Origin of the sequence: Niallia sp. Kr1, from assembly GCF_050389805.1 — a bacterium.
Lineage (GTDB): Bacteria > Bacillota > Bacilli > Bacillales > Cytobacillaceae > Bacillus_BD.
In genome coordinates this window covers 2297704-2310365 of sequence record NZ_CP130945.1, presented here as the reverse complement: position 1 = coordinate 2310365, position 12662 = coordinate 2297704, and the positions used below count along the sequence as shown (strand labels likewise).

The 12662-nt window shown below is 39.8% G+C and carries 11 protein-coding genes and 2 pseudogenes; 1 reads left to right on the top strand and 12 read right to left on the bottom strand.

The window, feature by feature from the left end:
* Nucleotides 1–309 precede the first annotated feature (309 nt).
* A pseudogene (locus tag Q5760_RS11120) lies at nucleotides 310–1185 on the bottom strand (Rpn family recombination-promoting nuclease/putative transposase).
* Between the two features lie 341 nt (nucleotides 1186–1526).
* Between Q5760_RS11120 and Q5760_RS11115 the strand changes: the two are divergent.
* Entirely contained in the window at nucleotides 1527–2570 is a 1044-nt protein-coding gene (locus Q5760_RS11115) for a C45 family autoproteolytic acyltransferase/hydolase (protein ID WP_428912234.1), read from the top strand.
* A gap of 323 nt (nucleotides 2571–2893) precedes the next feature.
* On the opposite strand, the gene Q5760_RS11110 is transcribed toward Q5760_RS11115, so the two are convergent.
* The 11 genes and pseudogenes from Q5760_RS11110 to Q5760_RS11060 all read right to left on the bottom strand — a co-directional run bounded on the left by Q5760_RS11110 (nucleotide 2894) and on the right by Q5760_RS11060 (nucleotide 12409).
* Nucleotides 2894–3223 (bottom strand): 2Fe-2S iron-sulfur cluster-binding protein, encoded by a 330-nt coding sequence (locus tag Q5760_RS11110; protein ID WP_428912233.1) that lies wholly within the window; start codon nucleotides 3221–3223, stop codon nucleotides 2894–2896.
* 24 nt (nucleotides 3224–3247) lie between these two features.
* Nucleotides 3248–4162, bottom strand: coding sequence for a catechol 2,3-dioxygenase (locus tag Q5760_RS11105; RefSeq protein WP_428912232.1), 915 nt, complete (start codon nucleotides 4160–4162; stop codon nucleotides 3248–3250).
* Between the two features lie 42 nt (nucleotides 4163–4204).
* Nucleotides 4205–5160: pseudogene (locus Q5760_RS11100) on the bottom strand (NADH:ubiquinone reductase (Na(+)-transporting) subunit F).
* Nucleotides 5161–5258: 98 nt separating this feature from the next.
* On the bottom strand, nucleotides 5259–5540 hold the full coding sequence (locus tag Q5760_RS11095; protein WP_428912231.1) for a hypothetical protein: 282 nt from the start codon (nucleotides 5538–5540) through the stop codon (nucleotides 5259–5261).
* A 21-nt stretch (nucleotides 5541–5561) separates the two neighbouring features.
* On the bottom strand, nucleotides 5562–7055 hold the full coding sequence (locus Q5760_RS11090) for a YHS domain-containing protein (protein WP_428912548.1): 1494 nt from the start codon (nucleotides 7053–7055) through the stop codon (nucleotides 5562–5564).
* A 22-nt stretch (nucleotides 7056–7077) separates the two neighbouring features.
* On the bottom strand, nucleotides 7078–7368 hold the full coding sequence (locus Q5760_RS11085; protein ID WP_428912230.1) for an MmoB/DmpM family protein: 291 nt from the start codon (nucleotides 7366–7368) through the stop codon (nucleotides 7078–7080).
* A gap of 18 nt (nucleotides 7369–7386) precedes the next feature.
* Entirely contained in the window at nucleotides 7387–8508 is a 1122-nt protein-coding gene (locus Q5760_RS11080; protein WP_428912229.1) for a toluene hydroxylase, read from the bottom strand.
* 76 nt (nucleotides 8509–8584) lie between these two features.
* Entirely contained in the window at nucleotides 8585–9493 is a 909-nt protein-coding gene (prpB, locus tag Q5760_RS11075) for a methylisocitrate lyase (RefSeq protein ID WP_428912228.1), read from the bottom strand.
* A gap of 14 nt (nucleotides 9494–9507) precedes the next feature.
* Nucleotides 9508–10944 (bottom strand): 2-methylcitrate dehydratase, encoded by a 1437-nt coding sequence (gene prpD, locus Q5760_RS11070; protein WP_428912227.1) that lies wholly within the window; start codon nucleotides 10942–10944, stop codon nucleotides 9508–9510.
* Between the two features lie 84 nt (nucleotides 10945–11028).
* On the bottom strand, nucleotides 11029–12147 hold the full coding sequence (mmgD, locus tag Q5760_RS11065) for a citrate synthase (RefSeq protein WP_428912226.1): 1119 nt from the start codon (nucleotides 12145–12147) through the stop codon (nucleotides 11029–11031).
* Between the two features lie 58 nt (nucleotides 12148–12205).
* Nucleotides 12206–12409, bottom strand: a complete 204-nt coding sequence (locus tag Q5760_RS11060; protein ID WP_428912225.1) for a 2-hydroxymuconate tautomerase — start codon at nucleotides 12407–12409, stop codon at nucleotides 12206–12208.
* Nucleotides 12410–12662: the final 253 nt, after the last annotated feature.

Sequence of the window (12662 nt, the reverse complement as noted above, 5' to 3'; positions counted from 1 at the left end):
TGTTTCGTTCATCACTACATGAGTAACTATACCATACATTCACGTAAATGACACTAGTAGAAGGATTCCAGAGTTGGTAGGTTTTTACCGAACCGATAAAATTAATCGAGAAATATCATAAAGGAATGTTTTCTTAAAAATGGGATCCCTCTTTTCAAGAGTTAGAATATATGGATTAATGTCCTTTACCAAACGCTAGATCTATCCTCTTGCATTATAGAAATCACAGTGTCGTCAACAGACAAGTACTTCTCAAGAAATAACAAAAGAGGGACCATTAATAAATCAATCTCCCCGATAAATAAGTATTTAGTTGGTTACCTCATCTTTAAGCCTTTTCACATCATTCACAGAAAGCTCTGTCATCTCTACAATTAACTCGATGTCCATACCCTTTTTTAACATCTTTTTGGCTATTTCTTTTTTACCTTCTTTTTTACCTTCGCGTACTCCATCTCCATGAATGGAAGCTATATCTTTTAAGGCCTTCTCCCTTGCCTCATACTGAATTCTTGTTTGGGGATCTAAACTAGCCGTTTTCAAAATATCCACCGCCTTTTCAATGATTGGGTCCTGTTTCGCCATCTCCACCCACCTCGAATCATCTTCATTTGTTAAAAAGCGTAACCATTTAGCCATACGATCATTCATATCCACTGCATTATTCTTCTCTTGTAAAGAAAACTTAGGCATTTCGATAAAGTACAACTGGATTAAATCTGGAAACGCCTCATGTGTATATTCTTCCAATAACCGATAGCAGCTCAAATAAGAGTCAGAAGTAAAAAACAAAAAATTCAATAAATTAATCGTTACAACTCTTGTTAATTGATGATAATCATCACCCTTACCTAATTGTTCCTCATATAGCTTTGCCCCGTAATACAAAGACCGCTTATGAATATTTTTCTGGTTCGTTAATTGTATTTCGACATTCACAAAACCATATCCTACTGATTTTGCTTTAATATCTAAAATGGCATATTTATCGGTAACGTCGTGCTAATTAAAAATCGGATTTAATATTTCTATAGATACTAAACTCTGACCTTCGGGTACATTTAATACATCATTTAAAAAAGCTAATAATAGTTCTTTGGAGCGTTGATTATCACTGCCAAATATCAATTTGAAGATAAAATCATTTTTAGGCTTAAGCCAGCTTTCCGGAACTAGTTCTGCTATTAGCTTACATTCCTCTCGTTCTTTTCCGTACCTTAATTATACCATAAGAGCTGTTCCCGAATTGATAGACAATTAAAAAATTGCTTACAATCATGGATGGTTTTTCACGTTTCAAAAAATGAAAACACCTAAAAACTGAGTCAGTCCCACGCTACGTTAAATCTATATCAGTGTGTGGAACTGACCCCTAGCCACTCTAACCTTGAAACAAGTAGTCCATCCCTTCGTTGTCACTGAAACGATCTTTTTCAAACGGTATCTGTGAAGACACACTATATTTTTGATTTTCCTCCCCTCGTCTAGTAGAATTTCTTTATTGAACGGAAACCGGAGGAAAAATAGTGATAAACGTATACAGCGATGTCATTCAGTTTCGAGGAAATCATTATGATTTTGGCTATAAACAAGGTGAGCTGCTGAAGGATTCTCTTATTCTCGCAAATCGAGAAAAGCAATGGTCCAAGCCATCCATAAAATATAATTATTCGATAGATGAAAAAGAAGTTAAAAAAATGATTCTTTCCTTTTCTCCTGGAATTTGGGATGAGTTAATCGGTTTGTCAGATTCCTTAAAAATGAGGATGAACGACACTATCCTTCAATTTGGCGGCTATTATCATGAATATGGTAAAAGCGGTTGTTCGATTTTCACAGGTACCAATTTTCTCATGCGAAATTATGATAATGATCCCCTCTCTTATGAAGGTCGATATGTTCTCTATCAACCAGTTGACCAGGGTTATGCAACGATTGGCCCATCTATGCAAATCACAGGGCGTACAGATGGGATCAACGAAAAAGGATTAGCAATGGGATATAATTTGATCAATCGTGTGAGATCAGATACCGGATTTATATGTAATATGATCGGACGGATTGTGTTAGAAACATGTGCCAATGTTGAGGAAGCCATTTCACTTCTAAAAAAAATTCCCCATCGTCGTTCGTTCAGCTATGTGCTGCTTGATCAAACTGGGAAGTCCATCGTGGTCGAAGCCTCTCCGAGAGAAGTCATCATCCATCAATCTAATATTTGTACCAATCATTTTGAAATCTTAACTCATGAGAATCGTTACCGTATCGAGGATTCTCTTCAAAGATATCAAGCGATACAAAGGCAGGAAAATCATGTATTAAATGCCAACACGGCTTTTCAATTGATGAATGGTACGGGTAAAGGTGTATTCTCAAAAAAATACGGAGCATGGTCGGGAACCTTGCATACAGCTGGGTATTTCCCGAATAGTAGGAGTGCCTGGTTTGCCCTTGGAGGAGATAAACGACCCGTTATCTTTGATTTTGATAAATGGCTTAATGGAGAAAAGATCCATGTAAAACGAATCAGAGGGGAGCTAGATACCACTATTCCTTTTGTAAATATGTAAAAGTTGGAACGAGACCACCCAAAAATATCCACTAAAAAGCCTGAAATCGAATCATACGAATGTGGAATCGATTTATCCAAAAATAAAACGCATGAATTCGGTACCGCTCCCGAAAGTTAGATTTTTCACTCTAACTTTCGGGGGCGGTACCTTCACTGTCCATGCGCTTTTGTTTCCTATTTCCATTGCTTTTTTGCTATGATTTTAAATATTTTTTTACATTTTCTCCATATTATCAGAACTACTCTCTGTTAACGTGTACCAGATTTTTTATCCTTCTACCTCAATGGAGCTAATTCTATAGCTGTTCGACTTCCCTTTCCCTAAACAGACTTTTTCAGTGGTTTTGAATAGTCTCTTTGTTTTTCATAATCTTCTATTGTGATCATGTCAAGGTCGCTATTGGGTGTCATGCAGCATGCTAGTGCATATCGGTCCTGTAATTCATTGTCTGATAAGGCATCATGCGAACGGATTAATTCTTGTTCATATTCTCCATCGAGTACCTTGACTTTGCACATGCCACATCCTCCTTGTTGACACCCAGTTGGAATCGGAATAAATTGATCACGTGCTGCACGTAATGGCGTCACATTAGAGGCACAAGCATACTCAAACACCTGTCCTCTTGCCATCAATTTTACTTGATACATCATGATCCCCTCCTTATTTTTTGATCAAGTTAATGCTTTCATAAAGGATTCCGTTAACTCGCGGCGGTGATAGAAAATACCTTGACCTATTTTATCTTCTGTCCACGTAATCGTCGGCATATCTGGATAAGCCATATATCCACCGGCATATGCTTCATTCCGATTACCGGATGGATCAAAGAAATAAATCGTTTCCCCTCTTGTGATGCCATGGCGTGTTGGAGTAACATCAAACGGAACGTCATACATCGATAATAAATCTGCTGCTTTAAATACGTCATGGATCGAGTCTACATGGAAACCGGCATGGTGAAGTTTCGTATCAGGACCTTTCACAAAGGCGATATCATGGGAACTATTCGTTGTAAATAAAAAGCTCCCTAATAATTCTTCTCCATCGAGTGTAGTAATTTTTTCACTTTGTCTGAAATTCAGTACTTCCGTAAAGAATCTTGTTACCGTCTTTAAGTCGTCTCCTGTTAATAAACAGTGATCAAGACGATGTGGAGCAATCCCTTTTGTACCTAATGGCCATGGGTGCGGATTGAGTGTACCTACTTTTCTTCCCAGAACTTCAATCTCATGATATAACTCACAATGTTGGCCGGTTGGCAAAATGAAATGAACCGCTTCGCCTTCCGCCAATCTCGTTCCGTGAGAAATACGAGTTGTCGTACAGCCAAATTCTTCAATTTTTCTTTCATAGTACGCTAAGTCATCTAATGTTTCGACTTTAAAGGCAATATGAACCATGCCGGCAGAATCGGATTTTGTTAAAATCACACTGTGGTGGTCAAATTCATCCCATGCTTTTAAATAAACACTGTCTCCTACTCTGCCAGTTTCTTCTAAGCCGATCACATTTGTATAATAATCCACTGCTTTTTCTAAATCTAATACCTTTAACTCGATTCGCCCCATACGCATCACTCTTGCCATCTTGATTCCCCCCTACTTATTAATAGATTCATAGAATTCGCTTTAAAATTCATCGTAAGAAATGTTCGTTCCTTTCATTCCACCTTTATAAAGAGCATCACAAGCGGTTTCGATCATAATCGGTGGACCGCACAGGTAAGCGTCCATGTTCGACATATCTTCGAGCTTCCGTGAAATGACATCAGCAATAAAACCAGTTTCTCCGTCCCACTCATCTTCAGAATCTGGCTGGGATAAGGCTGGGATAAAGTGGAAGTTTGAATGTTTTCCATTAATTCCATCCATTCTTCTACCAAAAATAAATCCTTTTTTGCACGGGCACCATAGAAGAACCAAACATTATTTTCAAAATGTTCCGAAAATACTTCTTCTAATAAAGCTTTAATTGGAGCCATCCCTGAACCGCCGGCAATAAAAATGAGATCCTTGTTACGATCGCGGAGTTGCATGGTGCCATATGGACCTGACCCTGTCACAACATCCCCTACTTTTAAATCACACATATAATTCGAACCTTTTCCTTCTGGAACGCGTTTTATATGAAACTCTAGTAAACTACCTTCTTGAAATTTATTTGCTAACGAATAAGCACGGGTGTCTTCTAAACTAGGAATATCAAACTCGAAAAACTGTCCTGAGGCATACTCAATATGTGCAGGTTCGTTTAATTTCAACTGAATCCTATGGATATCATGAGTAAACGGTTTATTTTCCACGACCTCTGCTTCAAAATCGTGTACTGCATAGAATGGTAGATCGCTTTCTTCTTCCTCTACCTCTATCACGAGGTCACTTTCTACCAATGTACTACACATTAAGGTAACCCCTTCTTCTCGTTCAAAACTCATTAAGGAATATTCCGATACCCGATCCATAATCTCATAGTCCCCTTCAAGCACTTGACATTTACAAGCTGAGCAGCTCCCATGACGGCACCCGTAAGCGACTTGAATTCCATTGCGAATCACTGCATCCAACAATGTTTGTCCTTCCTTCACTTCAATGGTTTTACCACTTGGCTCAAGTGTTACTTCATAGGTTTCAAGAGTTTTTGTTTCGGTCACCTGCAATCATGCTCCTTTCTAATATAAGTTTTTCACCCAGCGACGATTTTTAGATAATCCCCATTACGCATCCCGGCTTCTTTAACCGTTACATTCAAAGGAATTTCCATATCCCCTGCTGCTCGCTTTATCATAAACCGATAGTTCTTGTTTTGATCTGCTTTATATAAGGCTAAGCATTCGTCTAACAGCTCACTTGCTAACATGTCATAACGAGCCCTCATCCCAATATGGCTTGTACATAATTCGTTTTCACTTTCTGGTGCTAAGACAGGCCAGACGATCAGATGGTTTTGATCTTTTAAGTAGTTCACCATTTCTACCCCCACATTCTGTTAGAAATATTTTTTATCTAAACCGAGCTCTCTTCGATGTTCTAACCAGCGAGCATGTTCATTTGAAGAATAATGCTCTCCTGCTTCATCCGGTAATAGACCGGAATATTGGAATAAACCGGCGACAGGATCTTCGCCAAACTCACCATTCAGGTATGCTTCAGCCGGATACCAGATTTGCATATATTTCATTGGTTCTTGTTCAAAAATATGTTTACATCCAGGTGAACAAGTTAAATAGGTTCGATTATTATATTCGCTGTATTGAGTCCATAGTTTCGTAGGATTATCTGGATCTGGAAACTCAGCAGGAACTTGACAAACTGAACAGATAGCTGGAATACCAGGACTTTGATGAGCAAAGATATTGTCATCATTTTTACGGAAGTATGGCGCATAATATTGATTAAATAATGGGTATTCGTTAGATAACCATTCATAGTCATCGGGCTGTAGCTGGAATCCTCTGAAAAAGTTGGCATGTTTATACTGATCCAATATGCGCATTACCGAATGAGAATAATGTTCTTTTTCTTTGATACTGTCTTCCGCAAACTTCGGCAGGCGAATTCCGTACTTTCGTAAATCCTTAAACAAGCCATTAAACACTTGTTCCTCTACATAGGTTTCAAATGCTCGCTTCCATGAAATCGGACGAATGCGAGGATAATAGTCTACAAGGGTCGCAATGACAGAAAACATCCGATAGGCGCGCCAATACCATTTATCAATCCAGCCTTGAATGAGTGGCACGTTTCGCTCATCTTCTTCTAACAGCATTTTTAATGCAGACATCCCAAGCGCCATATGGCGGGATTCATCCGACTGAACCGTTTTTCCAACAGCAGCGAAGTTTTCATCCCCTACCGCTCCAGCAGATGAAGCAAATGGTAAAAAGAGAATATTCGTAAACACATATTCAAATGAAAAAGAGATGGCGATTAAGGCTTCAAATGGACCTGCTGTCATCGCATCATCAAAGAAAGACTTCGGCACCGTGTTAAACCAGAGGTTTTGTGAAGTTTTTGAAAAACTATGCAATCCGTCAATTTGTTTACTCATATGAGCATAGTGCTTGATTTCAATTTGGGCATGACGCAGCTCATCAATCGCCTGATTGAATGTCGCAAAACGAATCGCTTCAATGGGGATATTGCGACCAACATAGGCCATTAATCGGTGTGCGGCATATTCAGCGGGTTGTACCGCCGTTGCAAAGACTTTTACCCCTTCATACCAGCGGGAATCCACGACCTTCGCATGACCATCATTGGCTTCAAACGCATTGCGGACCGCATGGTAAATGCCATCTTTTTCCGATTGAATTTTAACATATTGGTTATAAGCCATCCGAAAAGGGTCTTCCCATCGGCTTGGATCTTTTAGAATAATGCCTTCCTTTTCAATTAATGGATAGACCTTCTTCATATCAAAATCTTTTGGTTCCCACATTAAATCTCTTGTCATCGCATGGTATTTTTCTTTCAGACCCATTTTAGCCACTGCACATTCCTCCTTATTCTTCCCATTCGATCGTCAAATGCTCTTCATCCCAATCCGTAATAAAGCCGAAGCACGATGACATCACCATGTGGACTTGATCCATATCAAAATCTGCACCAAGATGTTCTTCAACGGTTTCACGATTTAAAATCATTTTCCCAGGGACTTTGACCTTTTTATACACCATGTAATCCTCTACAATGACCCCTTCATTATCTTCTTGAATCGCTTGGATCATCGCATGGACGAGACTTCCTCCGCTCGTATCTAAATCCATGCCAACATAGGCTTGTTTTTCTGTCATTTTCATTCATCCTTTCTATTAGTTATAGGCGATTTCATAGGGTTTAAAGGGAAGTTTATTCTTTTTATAAATCGGAATAATCGCTTCCTCTTCAATCTTTTTCAATGTTTCTGGTAGGTTCAGGTCAATTCCATGCTTGTCAAATAAAGGAGCTAAAGCAAGAACGGCTTCAAAGGCCCTCGGATACCATTTATCGACCCATTCCTGAATAATTTCTACATTTGAAAGAGTTACCTCCGGTGTTTCTCTTGGGTCACTTAACGTTCTGCCCCAACGGTAGTCCCCTTCCCACTCCTCATATCCTAAAGCTTTTAAATAATCCCAACGGCTTTCTGCTTGATCTTGCGCCAATAATTTGAAGAAAGAGAATGCCCAATCTCTGTGCCAATCTAATTGCTTTGTAATCACAAAATTTAACATCGATAGATGGGCGTCTCCTCGTTTGACTGCTTCCCCATTAAATTCACGATACATTAAATTTCCTAGTAAAAGATCAAGGGTTAAATTTTCAGCGACAAGTACTTCAGCCCAGTCCTCTGTTATGAGAATCTCTTCGACATAGCTTCGTAATAGCTGGAAGGCAGGTTCGTTTAATAAGACTTGTTTCCCGTGATCAAGAAAGTCACCGTGATGCTCCTGCATATTGATCGCCCATTGCGAGATCCATTGGGCTCTTCCTGTTTTGTCATACGCTTGATATGTCGCGCATTGCTCAATGGCCGAACCTAATGCATAACGGATCACATATTGCATTTGTACATTTTCGCCATATTCCAAATGACGCAGTGGGGTATAGAGATCCCTGATTGCATCAGCCCATTGTGGCGACAGGTTTTGAATGATGCCAAGCTGGTCCGCATAATTGAATCCGTTTTCAATTTCTTCAGCTAGTTTCTTTCGATTATTGACATAAGTCGTATACCAAAACTTCTTTGGATCTCGGAAAGCTTCCCAATCAGAGGATTTTAATCTTGTATAACGTGGATCATAAATATCAAAGTCTTTTCCATCATAAACATGCCGATATTGCATATGAACATATGGCTGTTGTCTGACTGTCACTTCTTCATACTCATTCTTCGTTTTCCAATCCCACGGCTGATCCCTTAAATTTTTCTTAAACGCAGGTTTGTTCTCCATTCATTTTCCTCCTTGTTTCTATAGAAGTTTTCCATCAGCAGGGAATGAGCCTTGAATTCCCTACTGATGGATCATCTTATTGTCCTTTCGATAACAATGTTTTGGCTATTTCTTGATCCAATTCCTCAAAATCGTAATAGGATATGGTCTCATACAATTCACTTCTTGTTTGCATATCGTCCAAGCCTTCTTTCTGGGATCCTTGTTCTTTAATGATCCGAAAAATTCGTTCATAGGCTTTGGCGGCAACTCGTAAGGATGTGACTGGGTAAATCACCATTTGATAGCCCATGTCTGCAAATTGAGTAGCCGAGTAATAAGGCGTTTTCCCAAACTCCGTCATATTTGCCAGTAATGGCACCGAAATTGACTTCGAAAACAAGCGGAACTCTTCTTCTGACTGAAGGGCCTCAGGGAAAATCGCATCCGCCCCTGCTTCTACATAGGCTTTGGCTCGTTGTATTGCTGATTCTAGACTTTCGACTGCCCGTGCATCGGTGCGTGCGACAATGACTAAGGATGGAGAGGCTTTTTTAATCGTTTTAATTTTTTGCACCATTTCTTCTGTTGTGACGAGTTTTTTCCCATTTAAATGACCGCATTTCTTCGGAAGCTGTTGGTCCTCGAGTTGAACAGCGGCAACATTCGCTTCCCACATTTCTCGAGCCGTACGGGCGACATTCAAAACGCCTCCAAACCCGGTATCAATATCCACTAACAGGGGTAAATTCGTCGCACGAATGATTTCTCTTGCTCTTTGTGCTACTTCCGCTGACGTCACAATTCCTAAATCCGGTAAGCCAGTGCTTGCCGTATATGCGGCACCTGATAGATAAAGCGTTGAAAACCCAGTTTGCTTGGCAACAAGGCCGGCCATTGCATCATGTGCACCTGGAATTTGCAAAATGTCAGGCGCAATCATCAATTCTCTAAATCTAGCAGCTAATTCTGCTTGTGTTGAAGGTTGATCAACAATCCATGCCATTTCCGTTCCCTCCCTTAGATGGTAAATAAATCCATAAATTCATTGACAGGCATATTCGGTAAACGATCTTTGTTGAGGCATACTTCTTCAATGTTCTTGATTTGTTTTTGTGAGAAATGAGTTTCCAGATTAGCTGAAAACTTTTTAATCACTTTTGGGATCGCTTCTTCGCGACGGAAACGATGTCCTAATGGATACTCACATTCCACCACTTCTGTTTGTGAACCATCTTTAAAATGAACTTGAACGGCATTAGCAATCGAGCGTTTCGTTGGATCTAAATAATCGATGCTATACTGTTTGTTTTCAACGACCACCATTTTATCTCTTAATTGATCGACACGAGGATCGGACGCGGTTTCATCTTCATAATGGTCGGCAACGATATCTCCAAATAACAGACCGATTGCAGTAATATATTGAATACAATGATCACGATCTGCTGGATTGTGTAACGGACCTTCTTTATCAATAATTCGAATAGCCGATTCATGCGTGGTAATCGTAATCCGATCGATTTCATCCAAACGGTTGATCACTTCCGGGTGAAGCTGGACCGCACATTCAGCTGCCGTTTGGGCATGGAATTCTGCTGGATACGATACTTTGAAGAGAACATTTTCCATCACATAGGAGTCAAGCGGACGTGCCAATTTCAATTCCTGTTTATTAAATAAGACATCTTGGAAGCCCCAGCCTGGTGCAGAAAGGGCTGTGGCATATCCCATTTCCCCTTTCAGGGTCGTTAACGCTAATTGAACGCCGCGGCTTGTAGCATCGCCTGCTGCCCATGATTTTCGCGACCCGGTATTGGGTGCATGACGATACGTACGCAGACTGCTATTATCAATCCATGCATGAGATAAGGCGTTGATAATTTCTTCTTTTGTTCCGCCTAATAACTTTGCAACAACCGCTGTTGTGGCAACTTTAACGAACAGAACATGATCAAGACCAACACGATTTAAGCTGTTTTCCAAGGCCAGAACCCCTTGAATTTCATGGGCTTTAACCATACTTTCTAAGACCGTCTTCATCGTTAATGGTTCTTTTCCCTCTGAAAGGCGGACGCGGCTTATGTAATCTGCCACAGCTAAAATCCCGCCCAGATTATCGGATGGGTGTCCCCATTCAGCTGCAAGCCATGTATCGTTAAAATCAAGCCAGCGAATCATCGTACCAATATTAAACGCTCCCCTTACCGGATCAAGGACATAGGAGGTGCCAGGTACTCTCGTGCCGTTTGGAACAACCGTCCCCGGTACAATTGGTCCTAATAGTTTTGTACATTCCGGATAATCAAGAGCCAAAATTCCACAGCCAATCGTATCAATTAGCACATGGTGTGCGGTATCATAGGCTTCTTGACTAGCAATCTCCTTGTTCATGACATACTCTGCGATCTCTTCTAGTAATTGGTCCGTTTTCTTCAGTTCATTTGTTTTAAGCATGATATCCTTCCCTTTCCTTATGAATTTGTTATGATAATAGTAACCTGAATATTGGTCAGAATATCCAGGTTACGGTGATCAGTCTTACTTGCTTACGGCATGGCGTTCACCCGTATAATGAACTCGTGGGCGGAACAGACGGTTATTGCCATGCTGTTCAATCACATGTGCACATAGCCCGACTGTTCTCGACCCGAAAAAGATTGGCGTATAAAGTGGAATCGGAATTCCCAGCATCCAGTAAACCGGTGCGGCATAATAATCTAAGTTGGGATATAGCCCCTTTTCCCTCTCCATTAACCTTTCACCCGCTTCACACATTCGCAGTAACAGATCGTCCCCTTTTATTTCACTTAACTTTTTTAATGCTTCTTTCATCATGAGTGCGCGTGGATCCATTTTTTTCATATAGACACGATGTCCAAAGCCCATTATTTTCTCTTTCTTTACTAGCTTCGTTGTTAAAAGGTTTTCAAACTCCTCCACTGTTTTTGCCTCTAGCAACATATGCATCACCGCTTCATTTGCACCGCCATGCAAATTCCCTTTTAACGAGGCAACAGCACCTGTTAGCGCTCCATACAGATCAGACTGCGTTGAAGCGATCACCCTTGATGTAAACGTAGAGTTTGGCATTTCATGTTCACTGTATAATACAAGTGATAGATCAAATATTTTCTCTTGAAGGGATGTTGGTTTTTGACCTGTAATCATATAGTAGAAATTAGCGCTGTAGGATAGGTCTTGATCTGGTTGAACAAGCACTTGATTGGTGAGAATACGGTAGCTATTGGCCACAATATTTGGGATCGTTCCTAACAACCGGTAGGCTCGTTCTTTATTCGTGTCTAACGCACGGTTGTCGAGATCGTCATCATATCCTGAAATAAAGGAGATTCCTGTTCGAAGGGCGTCCATCGGATGTGTTTGTTTCGGAAGAAGTTTAAAAACTTCATAGATTTCTTCTTGCACGTTATAGTAGCTTTTCAGTTTATTTTCTAATGTCTTTTTCTCCTCTTGATTCGGGAGTTTATCCTCTAGCAAAAGATGAACGATGTCGAGATAACGATATTGTTTCGACAATTGTATTAAGTCATATCCCTTCATCACGATTTGCCCTTGTACCGTATCAAGGAAAGAAATCTTTGTTTCTGCAGCAATCACACCATCTAATCCAGGGAAAAAGTTATCAACTTGAGTCATCTTGTTTCCTCCAATTCATATGAATTTATTAAAATTAATCAAATGCTTTTTCATAAGGTTATTGTTTGATTGATTGAGACCTTTTTTTCACGGATTCCCCTGCAATTCCCCAATGTTCTGGTGACATTTCTTGAATCATGACACGAACACTTTCAACCGGTGCCTCTAACACGTCTGCTACTAAATGGGACACTTCTGAAATCAATCTTTCCTTCTTCTCAGGCGAACGTCCTTCTAAAATATTGATTTGGATAAACGGCATGATCGAGACTCCTTTCCTTTTTACTAAAATTTAGAAAAAACGCTTTCATTTCTACATTGAAAGATGAGAAATATGGCTAAATGAGATCTATAACTCTTTGATTACATCATTTGAATTTATTTAATGTAGAAGATGAAACTCTTATATTTATGTTACAAATTTTTATAAATTCACACAATAACATGAATATTCTAAAAATTATTATTTTTTCGAAGGTATCTGCTAGTTTTTATTCAGAATTACAGCAGAATTA

Coding starts and splice junctions, on each gene's coding strand:
- Q5760_RS11110 (WP_428912233.1), bottom strand. CDS start 3,223: ATGTATCAAGTAAAATTGATGGCAAGAGGACAGGTGTTTGAGTATGCT.
- Q5760_RS11060 (WP_428912225.1), bottom strand. CDS start 12,409: ATGCCGTTTATCCAAATCAATATTTTAGAAGGACGTTCGCCTGAGAAG.
- Q5760_RS11105 (WP_428912232.1), bottom strand. CDS start 4,162: ATGGCAAGAGTGATGCGTATGGGGCGAATCGAGTTAAAGGTATTAGAT.
- prpB (WP_428912228.1), bottom strand. CDS start 9,493: ATGGCATGGATTGTTGATCAACCTTCAACACAAGCAGAATTAGCTGCT.
- Q5760_RS11080 (WP_428912229.1), bottom strand. CDS start 8,508: ATGGAGAACAAACCTGCGTTTAAGAAAAATTTAAGGGATCAGCCGTGG.
- Q5760_RS11085 (WP_428912230.1), bottom strand. CDS start 7,368: ATGACAGAAAAACAAGCCTATGTTGGCATGGATTTAGATACGAGCGGA.
- prpD (WP_428912227.1), bottom strand. CDS start 10,944: ATGCTTAAAACAAATGAACTGAAGAAAACGGACCAATTACTAGAAGAG.
- mmgD (WP_428912226.1), bottom strand. CDS start 12,147: ATGACTCAAGTTGATAACTTTTTCCCTGGATTAGATGGTGTGATTGCT.
- Q5760_RS11090 (WP_428912548.1), bottom strand. CDS start 7,055: ATGGGTCTGAAAGAAAAATACCATGCGATGACAAGAGATTTAATGTGG.